Origin of the sequence: Ornithinicoccus halotolerans (assembly GCF_009602535.1) — a bacterium.
Lineage (GTDB): Bacteria > Actinomycetota > Actinomycetes > Actinomycetales > Dermatophilaceae > Ornithinicoccus > Ornithinicoccus halotolerans.
In genome coordinates, this window is record NZ_WIQI01000027.1 from 1 (window position 1) to 21,578 (window position 21,578).

Consider the following 21,578-nt stretch of genomic DNA (forward strand, 5'->3'; position numbering starts at 1 on the left):
GACGCGGCCCGGGCCGCGCTGGCGGACGGCGCCCCGCCGCCGGAGGTGCTGGCCGCCGCGGGCGTCCGCCCGCTCGTCGGCGACGCCAGCGACCTGTCCGGCCTCCCGCAGGCACAGCGCTGCGACCTGATGGTGTCCAACAACACCCTGGAGCACATCCCGCCGGGGACGCTGCGGGCGATCTTCACCGAGTTCCGCCGCACCGCCGCGCCGGGGGCCCGGATGAGCCACTACATCGACCTGGCCGACCACTACGCCGGGTTCGACCCGCGCATCAGCGAGCTGCACTTCCTCACCCTGCCCGAGCCGGCCTGGCGGCTGGCCAACAACCGGCTGCACTACCAGAACCGGCTGCGCATCGGCGACTACCAGCGGCTGCACCGCGAGAGCGGCTGGCGGGTCGTGCACCGGCGTCTCACCCGCCGCCCGCCGTCGGCCCTGACGGGGCTGCGCCTGGTCCCGCCGTTCGACGAGCTGCCGGCGAGGCAGCTGCTGGTCGTCAAGGCACACCTGATCTCACGTCCGGCCAGCGCGCGTGCCACCGGTCGCTGACCGGGCCTGGACAGCACTTCGCGGCCGGTGGAGGATGGTTGGGCATGCCGTCCCCACCGCGGCACACCGTCCAGCTGGTCGCCCGGGCCGGGCGGATCTGTGCCCGCGCGCAGGACCCGCTGCAGCTGCTGGAGCTGGTCGCCGGACTGGTACGCGCCGCCGTGCCGTACGACGCCGCGGGCTGGCTGCTGGTCGACCCTGAGACGCTGCTGCCCAACGCCGTCCACGCAGAGGGCGTCTCCCGGGACCAGCACCTGGCCCTCATCGAGTGCGAGGTGGCCGAGGACGATGTCACCAAGTTCGTCGATCTGGCCCGCAGCGAGGTGCCGGCGGCGGCGTTGAGCGCCGCCACCGGCGGAGACCTCACCAGGAGCACCCGTTGGCGCCGGGTCTACCGGCCTGCCGGTCACGGGGACGAGCACACCCCGGAACGGGTGAGCCCAACCACTGCTGGAACCACGCGAACGAGGCCCGCCCGGATGCCCTCCACCACCTCCCGGTCGACGACCGCGGTGCCGGCACCCCGGGCCCGCAAGCCGGCGATGCAGCCCTGCGTCGGCCGAGGAAGCCCGTACCGGCGCAGGTCGCCGATCACGACGCGCTGCAGGGCGGCAAGCATCGGGTCCACCACGCCGGTCCGGAGCCGGAGCAGAAGCGGGACCGGCCAGTCTCCTGGCAGGCCGCCGACCCGCCGCAGCAGCACGTTCGGCGGCGTGCGGACGGACAGGCTGACGGCCGCGGCGCCGCCACGGGCGAGCTCATGGGCGATCTCCATGCCGGTGGAGCCGGCACCGACCAGCACGACCCGGTGACCGCGGAACGGAGCGGCGTTGCGGTAGTCCGACGCGTGCAGCACCGGCCCGGCGAAGTGGTGCCCGCGCGCCCAGTCCGGGAACGACGGCTGCTGACAGATGCCCGTCGCCACGACGACGTGGGCCGCGTTGACCACCTGGCCGGTCACGGTGCGGACCAGCCACCCGCACTCCTCCCGCTCGACCCGCACGGCCTCCACGCCGGTCCGGACGTCGATCCGGTGCCCTGCCGCGTAGTCCTCCAGGTAGGACACGTACTGGTCGCGTGTGGGAAACTGGCCCCAGCCGCGCGGGAACGAGTGCCTGGGCAGTGCGCTGGCCCGCCGGGAGGTGTTGAACCGCAGCCCGTCGTAGCGGCTGCGCCACGCCGCGCCCACGGCCGGGCCGCGCTCCAGGACGACGGCCCGCACACCGCGCCCCACGAGCTCCGCGGCGCTCGCGAGCCCCGCCGGGCCGCTCCCGATGACGACGACGTCGGCGTCAGTGTCCCCCCCGGGCGGGGGGCGACGGCGTCCGCTGGTGCGTGTCCATGCCCGCACGGTGCCGGGTGGGAGCCACCCTGCCCCATCCCCCCACTGGGGGGTCTTGGCGGGCGGCGTGGGGCTCGGTCGCCGGGTGGTCACGTCGGGTAGACCACTCGCACCAGCAGCGTGCTCGGCGTGGCATGAGGGAGGGTTTCGGCGAGGACCTGCGGTCGGCCGGCGCCGTCGCAGATGACGACGAGCTCGCCGATGCGGAGGTCGGACCCACCCTCCCCGAGTACGGGGAGGGTGAGCTGTGGAGCAGCGGAGGTGAGGAGCCGGTCGATGAGGGCATCGGCTTCCCTCGCTGAGACGCCCGGGACGAGGGCTGCTGGCTCACGTCCGACGGGGCCTCCGGTGCGTCCTTGGGCCTCGCGAGCGAAGACGCGGACGAGGTGCTTGTCGGGTCGCGGAGGGCAGGCCACTGGCTCGGGTCACGGGGTGGTGGAACGTGCCTGGTCCAGCACGTCGAGCACGGCGTCGGTGACGGTCTGGGCGTGTGCTTGGTCGGTCACGATGCTGACATGGGTGGCGCTGTCCAGGACGGTGCTGGTGCCCTGTGAGGAGAGCGCGGTCAGGCCCTGGCGTAGCTCGACGAACGAGTCCATCACCGCCCGGTCGTCGGCGTCCGTGGCTCCGCCGCCGGCGATGACCACGTGCAGCGGCAGGTCGCCCAGTGCCTGGCCCGAGGGCAGGGTGGCTCCGACGGTGTCGACGGCGGCCATCTCGGCAGCCAGCGCGGCCGCCCCTGTGGTGCTGTGCTGCTGGCCCAGCGCCTGCTGGCGCTGCGGCTCGGGCAGCAGCGGGACGTCACCCTCGAACGGGTCGTACAGCCGGGTCAGGCCGAGCCGGGTCGCGGCCCGGTACACCGCGAACATGGGTGCCATGGCGGCGGGGTCCATCCCGGTGACCGCGGTCGCTTCCTCGTGAGAGGGGTCGACCAGCACCATCCCGGCCACCTCATCGGTGTGCTGGGCGGCGAAGGCGCGCACGTAGTGGCCACCCAGGCTGTGCCCGACCAGGACGTACGGGCCGGGCAGGTCCAGCTGGCCGAGCGCGTAGCGCAGGTCAGTGATGACGGCGTCGACGTCGGTGCCGTGCGGGTCGCCGTCGCTCCAACCGGTGCCGGCCCGGTCGTAGGACACCACAGTCGCGTGGCGGGCCAGGGCAGGCTGCACCCAGGCCCATGCCACGGAGGAGGCACCGGCGCCGCTCTCCAGGACGATGGTCGGCCCTTCCTGCTCTCCCCCCTGCACCTGCACGTGGAGGTCCCTTCCGTCCGGCAGCTCGACCAAGGTGCCGGGCGCGGGGTGGTTGCTCCGCTCGCGGTGTTCGGCGAAGGCTTGGATCCCGGTTCCGGCCACGGACAGGGCAAGGACGCCGGCGAGGGCGGCAGCCACAGTGCGGGCCAGCCGCCGGGTGCGGGACATCCGGCGGGTGGCGTCCTGCTTGCTCGCGGGGAGAGTGGGGGTCGTCTGGGTGGGAACCGGCATGATCGCTCCTGGTGGGGGGTCGTTGTTGTGCCTCCACGTTCGGCGACGCCTCTTTCCCTCGGCTGTCCGTTCGCTGTTCCTTGCTCGTCCACCGCTGACCACCCGCTGTCCCCCGGATCCGCACCGTGTGGGCCCAGCGTCTTGTCCACCTCTCTGGTGCTACCGGTGGGCAGCGGCCTACGGTGACGTGCCGTGGGCGAGATCTTCTTCGGCATCCTCGGCCCGCTGCGGGTGCTCGTCGACGACCGCCCGGTGCCCGCCCCTGGCGGACGTCAGGGCCAGCTGCTCGCGCTGCTCATCTGCCGTGCCGGTCAGACCGTGTCCGCCGAACGGCTGGTCGACGAGCTCTGGGGCGAGGACCAGCCAGCCCACCCGGGCAACGCCCTGCAGCAGCAGGTCGTCAAGCTCAGACGGCGGCTGGGCCGCCACGGGCCGGACACGCTGGTCACCGCCGGCAGCGGGTACATGCTGGCCGCCAGCCGGGAGACCGTCGACGCGACCCGCTTCGAGGATCTCCTGGCCGTTGGTCGCGCCCACCTGCACCAGGGCCGCGCGGAGGAGGCCGAGAAGTCGCTGCACGAAGCGCTCGCGCTCTGGCGCGGGGAACCCCTGATCGGCATGGACACCGCGTGGGCAGGACGTGAGGCCGACCGGCTGCGGGAGTTGCGCACCGTCGCCGTGGAGGAGCGCATCGAGGCCGCCATGGCGCTGGGCCGACACACCGAACTGGTGGGTGAGCTGGCGGACCTGGTGGCTGAGCACCCGCTGCGGGAGCGGCTACGCGCCCAGTGGATGCGCGCCCTGGCCGCGGCCGGGCGACAGGCAGAGGCGCTACAGGTCTACGCCGCGGGCCGGGCCCTCCTGGCCGAGGAGCTCGGGATCGACCCCTCACCGATGCTGCAAGAGGCACAGGCCGACGTGCTGGCCCAACGCCTTCGCCCCAGCGTGCACGCCGGGCCCCCCTGGTCGCCCTCGGTGGCCCCTGCGCCGGCACCCACGCTCCCCCGCCCGGTACCCGCCCCGACTGGTCCGCTGCTGGGCCGCGACGGTGACCTCGCCCGGTTGCAGGAGGCCCTGAGCAGCCGGCGCCTGGTCACCGTCACCGGTCCCGGTGGGGTCGGCAAGACCCGGCTGGCCCTGCAGGCGGCGCACGACCTCGCCGCTGGTCAACGGGGCCAGCAGGTCGTCGTGGTGGAGCTGGCCGGTGCGGATCCGGGCGATGTGCCTGCTGCCGTGCTGCAAGCCTTCGGCGTTGACCGCTCGCTCGGAGCCGTGGGCGAGCCAGCAGCAGTGCTGCAACGACACGTCGGCACCAGCCCGACGCTGCTGGTGCTCGACAACGCCGAGCACGTGCTGAGGGCTGTCGCCGGTCTGGTGGAAGACGTCCTCGCGGGCTGTGGCGCTGCCCGCATGCTCGTCACCAGTCGTGAGGCACTCGGTGTGGACGGGGAGGTCGTGCTGCCGCTGGAGGCGCTGCCCGTGCCACCGGGAGCAGCCCCGTCCGCTGCTGCGGCGAGGCGTTGGGCCGCCGTCGAGCTGTTCCGCAACCGGGCCCGGGCGGCAGACCTGGGCTTCGAGATCGACGACGCCACGGCTCCTGCCGTGGCCGAGGTGGTGCGCCGCCTGGACGGGGTCCCCCTCGCACTCGAGCTGGCCGCCGCCCGGGTCCGCGCCCTGGGCGTGGACGGGCTCCTGCACCGTCTCGATGACGCCGACGTACTCGCTGACGAACGCCGCAGAGCCCTGCCCGACCGGCACCGGACGATGCACCGGACGTTGGGGTGGAGCTGGGACCTGCTCGACGATGCGGAGCGACGGGCCTGGATGGCCGCGGCTGTGCCAGCCGGGCCCTTCGACCTGTCCCTGCTGGAGAGGCTGTTGCCCGCGGCCGGGGCCCGCTTCACCGGTCTGGGCGCGGTCACCGACCTGGTCGACCGGTCCCTCCTCCAGCCCGACAGGACAGCTGGCCGGACGGCCTACCGGATGCTGCACCCGGTGCGCCAGCACGGCCTGCAGCGGCTGGCCGACAGTGGTCTGCAGGAGGTCGTGCGGGACGCTCACGCCGCCGCGGTGGAGGAGGCGGTGCGGGCCACCGACCGCACCACCGCGAGTCACTGGGCAGTCGACATCGAGGAACAGGCTTCGTGGCTTCCCGAGGCGCGACAGGCGCTGCGCTGGCGACTCAGCCGCGGCGACCGCACTGGGGCTCAGCGGCTGGCGGGGGCGCTGGGTTGGACCTGGTACCTCACCGGCGCCGCGGCGGAAGGCGTGCGCTGGCTCGACAGCGCCCTGGGCGAGCCGTCCGAGCCCGACATCGGCGCGGCGGACGCGCAGGCCATGCTCTGGGCCTCGGCGCTGCGCGTCGGCCGACCAGCTTCTGACACGGGCAGCCGATGGGCCCAGCGGGCGCGCACAGCCGCCGATGATGAGGTCACGCCCCACCTCGCGGGCCTGTTCGCCGCGAACCACCGGGCGCTGCGCGGAGACGTGACCGGCGCCTTGGAGGTGGCTGCCGCACAGCACCCGGGCGGCTGGCTCGAGGGTGCCTGGCGGCTTCTCGAAGCACAGCTGCTCAGTGTGACCGGAGCGCTGGACCCCGCGCTGGTCCGGCTCGGTCAGGCTCACCGCCTGCTCGAGGAGCACGGAGCCTGGTGGGCCAGCTGGGCCCAAGCGAGCCTGGTCCAACTGGCCGAGGTCCGAGGCGACGCCGCGGCCCTCCGCACGGCAGGACAGGCGGCGCTGCACCGTCCGCGGACGAGGCCACGCGACGCCGCCGACGTCCAGCTCCGGTGCATCCTGGCGATGGCCGCCGCCCTGGACGGTGCGGCCGACGCCGCTCGGGAGCACCTCAGCGTCGCCGAACGGGCCAGCTCAGCCGGTGCTCCGGGTCGGGCCATGGTCGCCGCGGCGACCGGCTACGTACTGAGCGTGGCCGGTCACCGGGAGGCTGCCGCGCAGGCCTACCAGGATGCCGTCGCTGAGGACCTTGCTGGCCTCCCCTTCGGAGCCCTGCTCGCCCACTGGGGACTGGGCCACCTGGCCCTCGACGCCGATGACATCGGACAGGCCGTGCGCTACCACGCTGACGGTGTGCGCGCGGCCCACGAGGTCGGGTCAGTCGACGCGCTCGCGCGCGGCCTGGAGGGTCTGGCGGCCGCGGTGGCCGCCGCCTGCCTGACGACCGAAGCGGCCAGCCTGCTCGGAGCTGCTGAGGCGCTGCGCACCCCGTACGGTGGCCGACGAAGCGTGGTGGGCGGCATCGAGGCCCAGCGGACGGCGGACCACGTCAGCGAGCTGCTCGGCCACAGCGCCGAACGCGCAATGGAGGCGGGTCGCAGGATGACCACCCAGGCCGCCCTCGACCTGGTCACCACGCTGGCCCGGCGACACGGTCGCCGGTGACCGCGTGCGTCCGCGGGGGCGGTCACGGGCCAGGAAGACCGCAGGGAGCCGGCCCGGTCGCACGGGGAGGCGGCGCGGTCCCAGCGCGGATGCCGGTCAGTCCGGGGGTCCCGACGCGATGCTCCCTACCGCGGACCGGAGGTGGGCCCGGTGATGTCGGTAGCCAGCAGCGGGATCACCTGCTCGGCGAAGAGCTCCATGCTCGCGAGCGTCTCCTCGCGGGTCATGCCGGGCCACTGCATCCGCAGCATCAGGTGGCTGGGTGAGGCAGTGGCGACCAGGCGGTTGATGCGGTCTGCGACCTGGCGGGGGTCGCCGATGAGGAAGCGGCCCTGCCGCAGCTCCTCGAACTCCCGGTCGAAGCTCTGGCTCTCCGGCAGCACGCTGTCTTGCCCCCACGCCTGGTAGGCGCGGTACTTCACCGCCAGCGAGCGGCGCACCACCTCCAGGGCACGCTCCTCGGTGGGGGCCACGTACAGCTCCTGCAGCAGCGGCAGGTCCAGGTCCTCGTGACCGTTCTCGCGGCAGGCATCCCGGTAGACCTGCACCTGGTGGGCCAGGTAGCCCTCGTCGACGTGGGCAGCTGCCGCCACCCAGGGCAGGCCGCGGCGGGCGGCCCGCCGGATGGCGGCGTCGGTGTGCCCGGCCATCCAGACCGGCGGGTGAGGTCGCTGCACCGGCCGCAGCGCGATCGGGACGTCATCCAGCCGGGCGTGCTCGGCCTCGAAGGTGACCCGCTCCTGGGACAGCAGCCGGCGCACCAGGTCCAGGTTGTCCAGGAACCGGCGCAGCCGCCCCTCGGCCCCGAGCCCGAAGGCGGCGAACTCGACGTCCCGGTACCCCAGCCCCACGCCGAGCGTCATCCGCCCGCCGCTGATGATGTCGAGGGTGGCCACCTGCTCGGCGAGGTCGACCGGACTCGGCAGGGCGAGCAGGCTGATCGCGGTCCCCATCCGCATCGACCCGAGCTCGGGCACGATCCGTGCCAGCACCGGCAGCGGGTGGAGGTACTGGAACGGGTGGGCCAGGTAGTGCTGGGAGGCGAAGACGGCCCCGAAGCCGGCGTCGCGGACCAGCCGGACCTGCTCGAGCTGGTCCTCGAACCCGGCGGCCGGGTCCTGCTCGGCGGTGAACTGGCTGCACAGCAGCAGGTTGAGCTCCACGGTGGTCCCTTCAGAGTCCGGTCACCGGCGGAGGCGCCGAGCGTGGCAGATCACTGGGCGCCCTCCTCGGGCGTGGCGGGCAGCGGGGTGCTCGGCCGCAGGTGGGCCTGCTCGGCGCGGGGGCCGTGGCCGCGGCGGTAGACCATGACCTTGCGCTCGAAGCTGACCACGACGACGCCGTCCTGGTTGTAGCCCTCGGTGTAGACGTGGACGATGCCCACGCTCGGCCGCGAGCTGGAGGGGCGCACGCCAAGCACCTTGCTGCGGCTACGGATGGTGTCGCCCTCGAAGACCGGGTGCGGCAGCGTGATCTTGTCCCAGGCCAGGTTGGCGAAGACATTGAGCGAGATGTCGGTGACGGTCTGGCCGGTCACCAGCGCAAGCGTGAACGCCGAGTTCATCAGCGGCCGGCCGAACTCGGTGCGCTTGGCGTACTCGTGGTCGACGTGGATGGGCGCCGTGTTCTGGGTGAGCAGCGTGAACCACATGTTGTCGGTGGTGGTGACGGTCCGGCCCGCGTCGTGCTCGTAGACCGCACCGACCTCGAAGTCCTCGAAGTAACGGCCGGTCCAGCCGGGGGTCGGGACGGGCTCGGCGGGTGACCCGGGGCCTGCGGTCATGGGTGTACCTCCTCGCGCAACGGTGCCAGTGCCGCCCCGACCGACTCGGCCTGCCGCAGGTCGCGGAGCGAGTGGATGAGGGACTCGGCCAGGGACTGCTCCAACCCGCCCCAGTCCAGGCAGTCGCCGGCCTTCGCCACCAGGTCGGCCTCCTCGACCGGTCGGGTGGCGTGCCCGCGGGGTCGGTCCACCCGCTCACGCAGCACCCGGCCGTCGGTGGTGGTGACCTCGACGGTGGCGTACCACCCATCTCTCGGCCCCCCGAACGGCGGCTCCTCGGCCGTGGTGGGGTGGACCAGCTCCAGCAGGGGTGGGACCTCGGCTCGCCGGACCTGCTCGTCGGTGAACGTCCGCAGCGTCAGCCGGCCGTCCAGCAGTGCTGCGGCGACGACGTACTCCATCGAGAACTTGCCCTGCAGCCCGGTGGTGGGCCGGGGGTGGATGAGGGCGCTCAGCCCGCCGGGGTGCACGGTGACGTCGACGCGCGCGACGTCACCGACGCGCAGGCCCTGGCCGACCAGGTCCAGGACGGCGTTGGCGGTGGGGTGGGTGTAGTAGCAGCAGGGGTAGAGCTTGACGTCCACCCCGAGGATGTCGGGCCCGGCGACCGTGGCAGCGTCCTCGGCCGGCCGGCCGTGGTGCAGCCGCAGGAACCCGAAGCCACCCTCGAGCTGGTCGGGGTCGGCGGTGAAGCCGGCCGCCGCGAGGTCGGTGGCGAGCACGGCGTTGGCCGAGGCGATGCCGGCGTGCAGTGGCTTGGTCATGGTGCCGAAGTTCTGCCGGCTGCCCATGGCCAGCGAACCGGCTATCCCCAGGGCGTGCCGGCCGGCGCCTTCGTCCAGTCCGCGCAACCGGGCAAGCGCGGCCGTGGCGCTGAGCGTGCCGATCGTGCCGGTCGCGTGCCAGCCGGCCGAGTAGTGGCCCTCGATGCCGCCGAGCTCGGCGGCGACGGTGCGCTGGGCGAGCAGTCCGGCGCCGTAGCCGAGCAGCACCTGCTCCGGGCTGTGACCCTCGGCCTCGGCCACGGCCAGCAGCGCCGGCACCAGGACAGTGCTGGGGTGGCTGATGGTGGGGGTGTCGACGTCGTCGTAGTCGAAGGCGTGGCACAGCAGCCCACCGACCAGGGCGGCATCCCGCGGTGCGGCCGATCGGCCGGTGGCCAGCACGGTCGCCCTGCCCGGGGCGAGCGAGCCCAGACCGGCCAGGCAGGCACGGACGGTCGGGTCCTCGCGGGCGGCCACGCCCACGGCCACGGTGTCGAGCACTGCCCGCTCGGCCAGGGTGAGCACCGCCTCGCGGGCCGGGCCGTCCGGCGACCAGCCCAGCGACTGCACGGCCAGCCGCGTCGTGAACCCGGCGGGGTCGGGGATCCTCACGCCACACCACCTCCCGGGAGTTGCCAGGCGGAGCGGGAGACTCGACCTGGGCGGCTCGCAGCCGCGACGCTTCGAGGGTGTTCCGTTGAGTGGAACGATGTTCCGCGCTACGGTACCCAGGTCAGACTAGTGAGAGGCGGTCGGATGTCAAGGGCTCCCACAGGCTCGGGCGGCGTGCAGGCGGTGCGCAGCGCGCTGCGGCTGCTGGAGGAGCTGGCGCTCGCGCAACCGGTCGGCGTCTCGGACCTGGCTCGTCGGTTGGAGATGCCCAAGACCTCCGTGCACCGCATCCTGGCGACGCTGCGTGAGTCCGGGTGGGCCGAGCCGCACGACCGCGCCGGCGGTGGCTGGCGGGTGTCACGCCGGGCGTTCCGGGTCGGCCTGGCCGGTGTGGGGGCGCCACCGCTGACCGAGCGGGCGCGGGTGTTGCTGACCGAGCTACGGGACGCCTACGGCGAGACGGTCCACCTCACGGTCCCCGACTTCCCCACCGTGCTGGTGGTGACCCGGGTGGACGGCACCAACTCGCTGCGCACCTTCCTCGAGCTGGGGACCCGCGCGCCGATGGCCTCCAGCGCCGCCGGCCGGGCGGTGCTGTCGGTCTCCTCCCCGGACCTGCTCGAGGCGCTGCTGGCCCGACCGATCGAGAGGCATACCGAGGTGACCCTGCAGGACGACGAGGAGGTGCGGAGGCTCGTGGCGCAGGCCCGCGAGGACGGCTGGGCGGTCAACCGCGGCGAGTGGCGTAGCGGCATCGCCGCCGTGGCCGCTCCGGTCGTGGCTGCCGAGGGCGCCGTGCTCGGCGCCGTGTCGCTGTCGATGCCGGCCGCCCGCCTGGAGGAGCTGGACATCGCCGCGGTCGGGGCGAGAGTCGCGACCGTGTGTCGCCAGCTCGCCGCGGAGTCCTGGGCGGGCCTGTGAGGACGGACAGGGAGCACTGGCGGGTCGAGGGGCACGTGGCGACGCTGCGGATCGGTGACCCCCGGCGGCGCAACACGCTGACGACCGCCTCCATGCGCCACTACGCGGGACTGCTGGCGCAGGTGCCCGCCGGGGTCCGGGTCGTGCTGCTGCGCGGCGCCGCCGAGGGCGGGTTCGCGGCCGGGGCGGACATCGGCGAGCTGGCCGACCCGGCCACCCGTGGCGACGTGGACCGGGTGCTGCTGGAGCTGTGCACCGCGATCCGCGGCGTGCCGGTGCCCGTGGTGGCGGTCGTGGACGGGCACTGCCTGGGCGCGGGGGTGGCGGTGGCGCTCGCGGCCGACCTGCGGCTGGCCACGACCGGGAGCACGTTCGCGGTGCCGGCGGCGCGGCTGGGCGCGGCCTACCCGGTGGAGCTGGTCGAGGAGCTGGTCGCCGCGGTCGGCCCCGGCGCGGCGACCCGGATGCTGTGCACGGCGGCGACGCTGACGGGAGAGGAGGCCGGACGGGTCGGCTTGGCCGACGAGGTGGTGCCGGCCGAGCGGCTGGCCGGGCGGGTCGCGGCGTTGGTCGACCAGGTGACCTGCTCGGCGCCGCTGTCACTGCGGGCCGCGGTGACCGCGGTGCGCGCGGCCCGGCCGATGGCCGCGCCGGATGCACTGGCCGTCGCCCGGGCCGCCGAGGAGGCATGCTGGACCTCGGACGACGTCCGCGAGGGCACCGAGGCGTTCCTGCAGCGGCGGCCCGCGACCTTCAGCGGACGCTGACCCGCCCAGCCGTGGAACCACCAGCAGACCGCGAGGACGCGCGTGATGACGACGTCGGGAGGATCCGTTGACAGCTGACCAGGTGCGCGCGGCGCGTTCGATGCTCTTCGTGCCCGGAACCCGGCCGGATCGCTTCGGCAAGGCGGTGGCCGCCGGGGCGGACGGGGTCATCCTGGACCTGGAGGACGCCGTCGCCGAGCAGGAGAAGGTCACCGCCCGGCAGCAGGTCGCCCAGTGGCTGGCCGACGGAGGACGGGCAGCGGTGCGCCTCAACCCCGCCGGCACGGCGTGGCACGAGGAGGACCTGGCCGCACTGCGGGGCGCCCCCGGCCTGGTGGCGGTCATCGTGCCCAAGGCCGAGGACCCGGCCGTGCTGGAGCGGGTCGGCCGGGTGCTGGACCGTCCCGTGCTGGCGATCGTGGAGTCGGCCGTCGGCCTGCACCGGGTCCATGAGGTGGCCGGGGCCGAACCGGTGGCCCGGCTGGCGTTCGGCCATCTGGACTATGCCCAGGACCTGGGCTGCAGCCCCACCCGAGAGGCGGTGGCCCATGCCCGCAGCACGGTCGTGCTCGCCTCCCGGGTGGCCGGGCTCGCCCCGCCGATGGACGGCGTCACGACGGACCTGGAGCACGAGGAGGCCACGGAGGAAGACACCCGGTACGCGCTGGCGATGGGCTTCTCCGGCAAGCTGCTGATCCACCCCCGGCAGGTGGCTCCGACGCACCGGGCACTTGCCCCGACCCAGGTGGAGGTCGACTGGGCCTCCCGGGTGCTGGAGGTGGCCCAGGCGGGGGTGGGCCGGGTGGACGGCGGGATGGTCGACGCGCCGGTCATCGCCCAGGCGCAGCGGGTGCTGGACCGGCACCGCGCCGCCACCGCTGCCGAGGGCTGATGCGCCGAGCGGGGCGGGCGCGGCGAGCGACTGCCGGACCTGCCGAGCCGGTCACCCCAGCGGTCGGACGGCCAGGTCGCGCAGGAACATCCCGCGCGCGTAGAGCAGCAGTGCCGCTGCCACCACCAGCGCCACCGCCCCGGCGAACCACCCCGTCTCGTAGGACGTCGTCACCACCAGCCAGCCGAACAGCGGCGGCCCGGCCGCCCCACCCAGGAAGCCGCCCGCCTGCACCGCGCTGGAGGCCACCGCGGGCCTATCCCGGCCCACCCGCACGACGGCGAAGATGAGCAGGCCCGGCCACGACCACCCCACGCCGAAGGCGACGAGCGCCCCGAGGACCAGCAGCGCCAGCCCCTCCTGGGCCAGCAGCACGAAGCCCACGGCGCCGCCGAGCAGCTGCGCGGCGACGACGGGGATGTTCCCGCCCTCGCGGCGGTCGGCGGACAGGCCGGCCAGGACCCTTCCCGCGGCGCAGGCGCCGGCGCCCACCGCCAGCAGCAGCCCGCTGTCACCGGCCGACATCCCCTGGCTGAAGGCCCAGGCGGGCAGAAAGGCTCCGAGCGAGTTGGCGGCCCCGTTCGCGAGTGTCGTGCCACCCGCAGTGACGAGGAGCGCCCGGCGTGGCGCCGCCTGGGCGCCCACGGACGCGGACCGCCCGGCGCGGCCCGTTCCGGTGCGGGTGGCGGCCAGCAGCACGACGACGGCGGCTCCGGCGGCGACCATGCCGTAGGTCCAGCGCCACCCGAGGGCGATGCCGACCGTCGGGACGGCCAGCCCGCCGAGGAGGATCGCGACGGGCACGGCGGCCTGCTTGACGCCGAAGGCGAGTCCCCGGCGCCCGGTGGGGATGGAGCGGGCCAACGTGGCGTTGGCCGTCATCTGCAGCGCCGCGTTGGCCACGCCGGCCAGCGCGAGGCCCACCAGCAGTCCGGCCAGGGAGCCCACCAGGACGGCCATGGTGAGCGCGGCCGCCACGGCCAGCGCGCCGGCCAGGACCATGCCCCGTCGCGGGCCGAGTCGGTCGGCGAGGGAGCCCGCCGGCGCGGAGGCGACGGCCGCGGCGGCGAAGAAGACACCGACGGCGACCCCGAGGTCGCGCTCGTCGAGCGCCAGCTCCTGGCCGACGAGCACGAACTGGGCACCCAGCAGGAAGGGGGGCAGCGCGCCGAGGGTGGCGACCGCGATGGCGACCAGGAGCAGGCGGGGCATGACCCTGGATGGTATGGGCCCCACCCTTGACACCGCCGGGGCGGCAGGCGAAGGTAAGGGAACCGCAGCCTGGAACAGCGTACCGCCAGGCGGAACAGCCGTTGGGGACACCGGCAGGAAGGACGCTGCGTGACATCGAGGGCGATGCCACCTCGGACGGCCGAGGCGGGGGTCAGGGGCCGGCCGCTGGCCGGGGTGGTCGTGCTCGCGCTGGAGCAGGCGGTCGCCGGGCCGTTCGCGACCCGCCAGCTCGCGGACCTCGGTGCCCGCGTGATCAAGATCGAGCGCCCCGGGACCGGCGACTTCGCCCGCGGCTACGACGAGACGGTGCAGGGCATGTCCAGCGCCTTCTTCTGGGCGAACCGGTCCAAGGAGTCGATCGCCCTGGACCTCAAGCACCCGGACGCACCGGCGGTGCTGGAGCGGCTGGTGTCCCGGGCGGACGTCCTGGTCCAGAACCTCGCACCGGGCGCGGCCGAGCGGCTCGGCCTGGACAGCGACCGGCTGCGCGCCGACCATCCCCGGCTCGTCGTGTGCAACATCTCCGGCTACGGCCAGGACGGGCCCTACCGCGACCGGAAGGCCTACGACCTGCTGGTTCAGGGGGAGGCCGGGATCATCTCCCTGACTGGCACGCCCCAGGAGCCGGCCAAGGTCGGCACCTCGATCGCCGACATCGCCGGCGGGATGTACGCCTACTCGGGCGTACTCGCCGCACTGCTGGAGCGGGAGCGGACCGGAGAGGGCACGGTCCTCGACGTCTCGCTCTTCGACTCCCTCGTCGAGTGGATGAGCTACCCCCTCTACTACACCGAGTACGGCGGGACCGCGCCGGCCCGGATGGGGACCAGCCACCCGACGATCGCCCCCTACGGCGCCTTCCGGACCAAGGACGGTCACGAGGTGCTGCTCGCGGTGCAGAGCGAGCGCGAGTGGCGGCGGTTCTGCGGGGTCGTGCTGGGCGACGAGGGACCCGCCGAGGACCCCAGGTTCTGCACCATGAGCGCGCGGGTGGCCAACCGGCCCGAGCTGCAGCGGCTGGTGGGAGACCGGCTGGCGGCCCTGACGGTCGAGGAGGCGGTGGCGTTGCTGGACCGCGCCGAGATCGCCTCCGCCCACGTCACCGAGGTCACCGACCTCGCGGACCATCCCCAGCTGCGAGCACGCGGCCGCTGGCGGGACGTGGACTCACCCGTCGGTCAGGTGCCCGCGCTGGTGCCGCCGGTCGTGCCGCGCGGCGCAGACCCACGGATGGACCCGGTACCCGAGCTCGGAGCGCACACCGACAGCGTGCTTCGGTGGCTCGGGTACACCGTCGAGGACACGCAGCGGATGCGGCAGCAGGGCCTGTCGGCGTGAGACACCTGGAGGAAGAGACGCATGCTGAGAGCAGCGACAGGAGCGGACCGTGCTGAATGACCACGCCGACTCCGAGATCCGCCGCGACCTGGCCGGGCTGGTGGCCCGGGTGTGCGCGGACTTCCCCGACGAGTACTGGCGCGAGGTGGACGCCGAGCACCGCTACCCAGAGGCGTTCGTCGACGCGCTGACCAGGACCGGGTTGCTTGGTGCCCTGGTGCCCGAGGAGTACGGGGGCCTGGGCCTCGGGCTGGGTGACGCCTCGGTCGTCCTGGAGGAGATCAACCGGCACGGCGGTAACGGCGGTCCCGCGCACGCGCAGCTTTACACCATGGGCGCGGTGCTCAGGCACGGCAGCGAGGAGCAGAAGCGCCGGTACCTGCCGGGGATCGCCAGTGGTGAGCTGCGGCTGCAGGCGTTCGGCGTGACCGAACCGACCGCCGGGACCGACACGACCAGCATCCGCACCACGGCCGTGCGCCGGGGAGACCGCTACGTCGTCAACGGGCAGAAGGTGTGGACCTCCCGGGTGCAGCACTCGGACCTGATGCTGCTGCTGGCCCGGACGACGCCGAGGGCCGAGGTGGAGAGGCGCTCCCACGGCCTGTCGCTGTTCCTCGTCGACATCCGGGAGGTGCAGGGGCTGACGGTCCGGCCGATCCACACCATGGTGAACCACGAGACCAACGAGCTCTTCTTCGACGACATGGAGATCCCCGCCGACGCGCTGGTGGGAGAGGAGGGCCGTGGCCTGAAGTGCGTGCTCGACGGCATGAACGCCGAGCGGATCCTCATCGCGGCCGAGTGCATCGGGGACGGCCGGTGGTTCCTGGAGCGCTCCACGGAGTACGCCAACCAACGAGAGGTCTTCGGTCGGCCCATCGGGATGAACCAGGGCATCCAGTTCCCGCTCGCGCGCAGCTACGCGAACCTCTCGGCCGCCAACCTGATGCGGTGGCGCGCCGCGGACCTGTTCGACGGCGGCCAGTCGTGCGGGGCCGAGTCCAACATGGCCAAGCTGCTGGCGGCGGACGCCTCCTGGGAGGCGGCGAACGCGGCGCTGCAGACCCACGGCGGCTACGGGTTCGCCACCGAGTACGACATCGAGCGCAAGTTCCGGGAGACCCGGCTCTACCAGGTGGCGCCCATCTCCACCAACCTGATCCTGTCCTACCTCGGCGAGCACGTGCTCGGACTGCCGAGGTCGTTCTGATCGTCGCACGATGCAGCGGCGTGCTGCCGGGCATGCGCAGACCCCTACCTCGCCCCGACCCGGGTCGTCGCACCACCACAGGAGGAAATCATGAAGAAGACCAGCACCGCCTCACGAGGTAGCCGACGGAGGCTCGTCGCCGCGGCCGCGGCGCTGGGCGTGCTCGCCGCCGCCTGCGGTGGTTCCGACGGCGACGGCGGCGACGGTGGCGAGGGCACTGGCGCCGAGAACGACGCCGGTGGGGATGTCGAGCCGATCGAGATCACCGCGGCCACCTACATCCCGCCCTCCTACCACGACCTGTACGGCGGCTTCGAGACCTTCATGGAGGAGGCCGGGACCGCCAGCGACGGGAACATCACCTTCGACTGGTACGACTCGGGGACCCTGCTGGAGGCCGACCAGCTCGTGCCTGGCCTCACCCAGGGCGTCGCGGACCTGATCTTCACGACCAGCTCCTACATCTCCTCGACCTACCCGATCCTGGGCGTGTACGAGCTGCCCTTCGTCAACGAGGACTTCGAGACCCAACGGGAGGCGCTCGCGTTCGACGGGGAGCTGCGGGGCTTCCTCAACGAGCAGCTCGGGGAGCAGAACCTGAGGACCATCGGCACGATGCCGACCACCTTCCAGTGGATCTGGACCGCGGACAAGCAGGTGACCACGCCGGAGGACCTGCGCGGGATGCGGATCCGGGTCGCGGGGCCCCTGGAGGGCCGCACCGTGGAGGCGCTCGGCGCCTCCCCGGTCACGATGAGCTCGGCCGAGGTCTACGAGGCGCTGGAGCGGGGCACCATCGATGGCTTGATGTCCTACATCGGCACCATCCCGGGCCGGAGCCTGCAGGAGGTCATCAGCTACGGGACGGCGGCACCCTTCGGCGCCTACAGCGTCGACGCCTACGTCCGTGCGGACTGGTTCGACGGCCTGCCCGAGGCCACCCAGGAGGCGCTGCTCCAGGCTGGTGAGGTGTACTCCCAGGAGGGCACCGACCACATGGTGCAGGTGCACGAGGGCGAGTACCGCGAGGCCATCGAGTCCGCGGGCGTCGAGATCGTCGAGCTGGACGAGGAGCAGATGACAGCCTTCCAGGAAGCCGTGCAGCCCTCGTGGGACCAGTGGCGCGAGTCCGTCAGTGACCCGGAGACGGCCGACCGGGCACTGGAGCTCATGGAGCCCTGATGACGCTGCTCACCGAGCTGCTGCGGCGGCTACGGCAGGCTGTCCACCTGGTCGCGAAGGTGTCCTGGGCGCTCGCCGCCCTGGGCATCTTCGCGGTCATGGTGATCATCTGCTACGACGTGCTCGCCCGGTACGTCCTCAGCAGACCCAGCGAGTGGGTCTTCCAGACCGCCTCCAGCGGGCTGCTGGCGATCACGTTCCTCTCGCTGCCCTACCTGTACGCCCGCGACAGCCACATCACCGTCGACCTCGTCTACGGGTACCTGCCGCGGCCCGTCCGGGTCGCGGCCGCCTGGCTGACCCGGGCGGTCGCGGTGACCTTCGGTCTGGTGCTCGGCTGGTACGGGCTGGACCTGGTCACCTCCGCGTCGGCAGCTGGGCTGCGCACCTCCGGGGCGTTCAGCTACCCGGTCTCCGTGGTGTCGGCGCCGATGGCCTTCGGCGGCGTGCTGCTGGCCCTGGTCGCCCTGGTCACGCCCGCACCGGCGGTCGACGCCCCACCCGCCCTGGAGGACGAGAGCAAGGCTGCCACCTCATGATCGACGTCGACCCCGGCACCGGGGCACTCATCTCGGTGGCCGCCCTGGCCATCCTGATCTTCGTCCGCGCCCCGCTCTTCCTGGCCCTGGGTTTCGCCGGCGTGCTGGGGCTCTACCTGATCCGCGGGGACACCGGCCTGCAGACCCTCCCGCTGTCGCTGACCGCCCAGCTGGCCAACTTCACCCTGGTCGCCGTCCCGCTCTACATCCTCATCGGCGAGACGCTGTCGGTGACCGGACTGGGCCGGGACCTGTTCAAGACCTGCTACACGTGGCTGAGCCGGCTTCCCGGCAGCCTGGGCGTGGCCAGCGTCGGCTCCTGCGCGACCTTCGGTGCGATGTCCGGGGTCAGCCTGTCCGGCGTCGCGGTCGTGGGCCGGATGGCGGTGCCGGCGATGACCGAGCGCGGGTACAAGCCTTCGTTCGCCACCGGTGCCGTGGTGGCACCGGGTGCACTGGCGATGCTGATCCCGCCGAGCCTGATGTTCATCCTCTACTCGGCGGTGACCGGCGTGAGCGTGGCCGCGCTCTTCGCCGGTGGGATCGTCCCCGGGCTGCTGCTGGCCCTGCTGATGGCCGGCTACATCATCACCGTCGCGACGCTGCGGCCGGAGAACGCCCCGCGCTCCGACGACCGGTTCAGCTGGGACGAGAAGGTCCGCTCCCTCGTCCGGGTGATCCCGGCGCTGCTGCTGATCGTCTGCATCCTGGGAGCGATCTACACCGGCTTCGCCACCCCGACCGAGGCCGCGGCCGTGGGGGCGCTGGCCGCCTTCGTCATCGCCGCGGTGGTCTACCGGGCGCTGAGCTGGGCGAACCTGCGCCGCATCCTCGTCTCCACGGTCCAGGTCAGCTGTGCCGTGTTGGCGATCGTCGCCGCTGCGTTCGTGTTCACCAAGGTGCTGGTGCTGGCCCGGGTGCCCACCACGGTCGCCGAGTTCGTCGGCGGTCTGGACCTGCACCCGTTCCTGATCATGGTGGCGATCATGCTGGTCCTGATCGCGCTCGGCTGTCTGGTCGACGCCGCCTCGCTGCTCCTGGTGGTCACGCCGGTCCTGGTGCCGGTGGTGGAGCCGCTGGGCTTTGACCCGCTGTGGTTCGGCGTGCTGCTGGTGATGAACCTGGAGCTCGCGGTCATCACCCCACCGGTGGGGCTGAACCTGTTCGCCATGAAGTCGGTCGCCCCGGAGATCCCGCTCAGCCAGATCATCCGGGGCGTCATCCCCTACATCGTGCTGGAGTTCGCGCTCCTCATGGTCATGGTCGCGGTGCCCGAGATCGCCACCTGGCTGCCCTCGGTGCTCGTCGGGTAGGCGGCGGCCGGGGCTACGTCCCGGCGAGCAGCTGCCGCGCCATCACCAGCCGCTGGATCTGGTTGGTGCCCTCGTAGATCTGGGTGATCTTGGCGTCGCGCATCATCCGCTCGACCGGGAAGTCCTTGGTGTAGCCGTAGCCGCCGAGCAGCTGGACGGCGTCGGTGGTGATCTCCATCGCGGCGTCGGAGGCGTAGCACTTGGCGGCGGCACCGAAGAAGGGCAGGTCGTCCTCGCCGCGCTCGGACTTGGCGGCGGCCACGTACACCAGCTGCCGGGCGGCCTCCAGCTTCATCGCCATGTCGGCGAGCATGAACTGCACGCCCTGGAACTCGGCGATCGCCTTGCCGAACTGCTGGCGCTCCTTGACGTAGCCGCGCGCGAAGTCCAGCGCGCCCTGGGCGATGCCGACGGCCTGGGCGCCGATGGTGACCCGGGTGTGGTCCAGCGTCCGCAGCGCGATCTTCAGTCCCTCGCCGCGGTCGCCCACCATCCGGTCCCCGGGGATCCGGCAGTTCTCGAACAGCAGCTCCCGCGTCGGCGAGCCCTTGATCCCCAGCTTTTTCTCCAACGGGCCGAACGAGAACCCCTCGTCGTCCTGCTCGACCACGAAGGCCGACACGTTGCGGCCGCGGGGCGCGTCCGGCTCGGTCACCGCCATCACCGTGTAGTAGCGGGACTCTCCGGCGTTGGTGATCCAGGACTTCTGGCCGTTGAGCACCCAGCCGCCGTCGGGCTGCTCGACGGCCCGGCACGTCATGCTGGCGGTGTCGCTACCCGCGCCGGCCTCGGACAGGCCGTAGGACATCATCGCCTCCCCCGAGGCGACAGCCGGCAGGTAGCGCTGCTTGACCTCCTCGGACCCGGCCAGGATCAGCGGCACCGTCGCCAGCTTGTTGACCGCCGGGATGAGCGAGGAGGAGGTACAGACGCGGGCGACCTCCTCGATGACGATGCAGGTCGCGAGCGCGTCGGCACCGACGCCGCCGTACTCCTCGCCGATGTGCGGCGCGTGGAAGTCGGTCGCCACCAGCGCGTCCAGCGCCTCCCGGGGGAATCGGCTCTCGGCGTCGACGGCGGCGGCGTGCGGGGCGATCTTGTCCTCCGCGACCTCCCGCACCGCCTCCCGCAGCGCCTCGTGGTCCTCGCTGGTCCGGAACAGGTCGAAGTCGCTCACGGCGGCAGCCTACTTCGCGAGCTCGGGCACGACCTGCTGCTCGAACAGCTCGATGCCGGAGGTGTCGTAGGCGGCCTCGGCGAAGTAGGTGATCGCATAGCCCATCCCGAGCCCTTCCAGCTCGCGCAGCCCCTCCACCACCTGCTCCGGGGTGCCCACCAGCGGCTGCCGGCGGGCGGTGGCGACCGCCTCGTCGGCCTGCTGCTCGGTGCGCCCGCAGTCGATCGCGTGCTGCCGGAGCCACCCGAGCCGGTCCGCCACGTCCGCCTCGGTCTCGCCGATGACCACGTTGTAGTCGGCCGAGCGCACGATCGAGTCCGGGTCACGGCCGACGTCCTGGCAGTGGCCGCGCAGCACCTCCGACTTGTGGCGGAAGGTCTCCGGGTCACCGGAGAAGTTGGTGTAGTCGGCGTACTCGGCCGCGATCCGCAGCGTCTTGCGCTCCCCGCCGCCGGCGACCCAGATCGGGATGCCGTTGGCCGCCGACCCCGGGTGGGTGCTGCCCTGCAGCGGCCGCGGCCAGCACCGCGCCCCGTCCACCTGGTAATGGCGACCCTCCAGCGTGGCGGCGCCGGTGGTCCACATCTGCCGGAGGATGTCGACGCCCTCGCGCAGCCGGGCCAGCCGCTCGCCGGCACGGGGGAAGCCGTAGCCGTAGGCCCGCCACTCGTGCTCGTACCAGCCGGCGCCGATGCCCATCTCCAGCCGGCCACCGCTGACCGCGTCCACGGTCGCGGCCACCTTCGCCAGGTGGGTCGGCTGCCGGTAGCTCACGCAGGTGCACATCTGGCCCAGCCGGACCCGCTCGGTCACCGCCGCGAACGCGGCCATCAGCGTCCACGCCTCGTGGGTGGCCTCCTGGCTGGGCTCGGGGACGGTGTGGAAGTGGTCGTAGACCCAGATCGACTCCCACACCCCTCCCCGGTCGGCCCGGCGGGCCAGGTCGGCCATGACCGGCCACTGCCGGTCGGGCTCGATCCCGGCCAGGTCCATCCGCCAGCCCTGCGGCACGAACATCCCGAAGCGCATGCGCCCACCGTAGCCACCGCGCCACGGCGCCACGG

General features: G+C 73.1%; 19 protein-coding genes. 11 read left to right on the plus strand and 8 right to left on the minus strand.

Translation table 11 applies throughout. The annotated features are described in order from the left end of the window. Positions 1–552, plus strand: a 552-nt coding sequence (locus tag GFJ45_RS16310; RefSeq protein WP_194288555.1) for a class I SAM-dependent methyltransferase, incomplete at its 5' end; no start/stop codon positions are given. A 406-nt stretch (positions 553–958) separates the two neighbouring features. Here GFJ45_RS16310 and GFJ45_RS07090 read toward each other — a convergent pair. Next, positions 959–1,987, minus strand: coding sequence for a flavin-containing monooxygenase (locus GFJ45_RS07090; RefSeq protein WP_194288556.1), 1,029 nt, complete (start codon positions 1,985–1,987; stop codon positions 959–961). A 41-nt stretch (positions 1,988–2,028) separates the two neighbouring features. Here GFJ45_RS07090 and GFJ45_RS07095 point away from each other — a divergent pair, with 41 nt between their 5' ends. Further along, on the plus strand, positions 2,029–2,196 hold the full coding sequence (locus tag GFJ45_RS07095; protein ID WP_153395600.1) for a hypothetical protein: 168 nt from the start codon (positions 2,029–2,031) through the stop codon (positions 2,194–2,196). Positions 2,197–2,319: 123 nt separating this feature from the next. On the opposite strand, the gene GFJ45_RS07100 is transcribed toward GFJ45_RS07095, so the two are convergent. Next, entirely contained in the window at positions 2,320–3,378 is a 1,059-nt protein-coding gene (locus GFJ45_RS07100; RefSeq protein WP_153395602.1) for an alpha/beta fold hydrolase, read from the minus strand. Between the two features lie 192 nt (positions 3,379–3,570). Between GFJ45_RS07100 and GFJ45_RS07105 the strand changes: the two genes are divergently transcribed. Next, the gene (locus GFJ45_RS07105) at positions 3,571–6,780 is read left to right on the plus strand and encodes an AfsR/SARP family transcriptional regulator (protein WP_153395604.1); all 3,210 of its coding nucleotides are present in this window, start codon (positions 3,571–3,573) and stop codon (positions 6,778–6,780) included. A 125-nt stretch (positions 6,781–6,905) separates the two neighbouring features. Here GFJ45_RS07105 and GFJ45_RS07110 read toward each other — a convergent pair whose 3' ends face one another. Genes GFJ45_RS07110 through GFJ45_RS07120 form a run of 3 tightly spaced genes read right to left on the minus strand, consistent with a single transcriptional unit; the run spans position 6,906 to position 9,939 of the window. Continuing rightward, complete coding sequence (locus GFJ45_RS07110; RefSeq protein WP_153395606.1) at positions 6,906–7,943, minus strand: LLM class flavin-dependent oxidoreductase; 1,038 nt, start codon at positions 7,941–7,943, stop codon at positions 6,906–6,908. Positions 7,944–7,993: 50 nt separating this feature from the next. Continuing rightward, positions 7,994–8,563, minus strand: a complete 570-nt coding sequence (locus GFJ45_RS07115; protein ID WP_153395608.1) for a MaoC family dehydratase — start codon at positions 8,561–8,563, stop codon at positions 7,994–7,996. Next, a complete protein-coding gene (locus tag GFJ45_RS07120; protein WP_194288557.1) occupies positions 8,560–9,939 on the minus strand; it encodes an MmgE/PrpD family protein in 1,380 nt (459 codons plus the stop codon). Before GFJ45_RS07120 ends, GFJ45_RS07115 begins: the two co-directional genes overlap by 4 nt. A gap of 174 nt (positions 9,940–10,113) precedes the next feature. Between GFJ45_RS07120 and GFJ45_RS07125 the strand changes: the two genes are divergently transcribed. The 3 genes from GFJ45_RS07125 (at position 10,114) to GFJ45_RS07135 (ending at position 12,519) form a co-directional block, all read left to right on the plus strand. Further along, positions 10,114–10,860, plus strand: coding sequence for an IclR family transcriptional regulator (locus GFJ45_RS07125; protein ID WP_194288558.1), 747 nt, complete (start codon positions 10,114–10,116; stop codon positions 10,858–10,860). After that, positions 10,857–11,627, plus strand: coding sequence for an enoyl-CoA hydratase-related protein (locus GFJ45_RS07130; RefSeq protein ID WP_194288559.1), 771 nt, complete (start codon positions 10,857–10,859; stop codon positions 11,625–11,627). Before GFJ45_RS07125 ends, GFJ45_RS07130 begins: the two co-directional genes overlap by 4 nt. An 82-nt stretch (positions 11,628–11,709) precedes the next feature. Then, positions 11,710–12,519 carry an HpcH/HpaI aldolase/citrate lyase family protein gene (locus tag GFJ45_RS07135; protein ID WP_228386634.1) on the plus strand — a complete coding sequence of 270 codons (810 nt, stop codon included), beginning with the start codon at positions 11,710–11,712 and terminating at the stop codon, positions 12,517–12,519. A gap of 51 nt (positions 12,520–12,570) precedes the next feature. On the opposite strand, the gene GFJ45_RS07140 is transcribed toward GFJ45_RS07135, so the two are convergent. Further along, positions 12,571–13,731 carry an MFS transporter gene (locus tag GFJ45_RS07140; RefSeq protein WP_153395616.1) on the minus strand — a complete coding sequence of 387 codons (1,161 nt, stop codon included), beginning with the start codon at positions 13,729–13,731 and terminating at the stop codon, positions 12,571–12,573. 144 nt (positions 13,732–13,875) lie between these two features. Here GFJ45_RS07140 and GFJ45_RS07145 point away from each other — a divergent pair, with 144 nt between their 5' ends. From GFJ45_RS07145 to GFJ45_RS07165, 5 genes are all read left to right on the plus strand, one after another. Then, the gene (locus tag GFJ45_RS07145) at positions 13,876–15,090 is read left to right on the plus strand and encodes a CaiB/BaiF CoA transferase family protein (protein ID WP_153395618.1); all 1,215 of its coding nucleotides are present in this window, start codon (positions 13,876–13,878) and stop codon (positions 15,088–15,090) included. Between the two features lie 49 nt (positions 15,091–15,139). Then, positions 15,140–16,303 carry an acyl-CoA dehydrogenase family protein gene (locus tag GFJ45_RS07150; protein ID WP_228386638.1) on the plus strand — a complete coding sequence of 388 codons (1,164 nt, stop codon included), beginning with the start codon at positions 15,140–15,142 and terminating at the stop codon, positions 16,301–16,303. 90 nt (positions 16,304–16,393) lie between these two features. Next, positions 16,394–17,485, plus strand: a complete 1,092-nt coding sequence (locus tag GFJ45_RS07155) for a TRAP transporter substrate-binding protein (RefSeq protein ID WP_153395620.1) — start codon at positions 16,394–16,396, stop codon at positions 17,483–17,485. Beyond that, positions 17,485–18,024 carry a TRAP transporter small permease gene (locus tag GFJ45_RS07160; protein WP_153395622.1) on the plus strand — a complete coding sequence of 180 codons (540 nt, stop codon included), beginning with the start codon at positions 17,485–17,487 and terminating at the stop codon, positions 18,022–18,024. The genes GFJ45_RS07155 and GFJ45_RS07160 overlap by 1 nt, the downstream gene beginning before the upstream one ends. Further along, entirely contained in the window at positions 18,021–19,337 is a 1,317-nt protein-coding gene (locus GFJ45_RS07165) for a TRAP transporter large permease (protein WP_153395624.1), read from the plus strand. The genes GFJ45_RS07160 and GFJ45_RS07165 overlap by 4 nt, the downstream gene beginning before the upstream one ends. Positions 19,338–19,350: 13 nt before the next feature. Here the strand turns inward: GFJ45_RS07165 and GFJ45_RS07170 are convergent, their stop codons facing one another. After that, complete coding sequence (locus GFJ45_RS07170) at positions 19,351–20,514, minus strand: acyl-CoA dehydrogenase family protein (RefSeq protein WP_153395626.1); 1,164 nt, start codon at positions 20,512–20,514, stop codon at positions 19,351–19,353. 9 nt (positions 20,515–20,523) lie between these two features. After that, positions 20,524–21,543 carry an LLM class F420-dependent oxidoreductase gene (locus tag GFJ45_RS07175; protein ID WP_153395628.1) on the minus strand — a complete coding sequence of 340 codons (1,020 nt, stop codon included), beginning with the start codon at positions 21,541–21,543 and terminating at the stop codon, positions 20,524–20,526. Positions 21,544–21,578 lie beyond the last annotated feature (35 nt).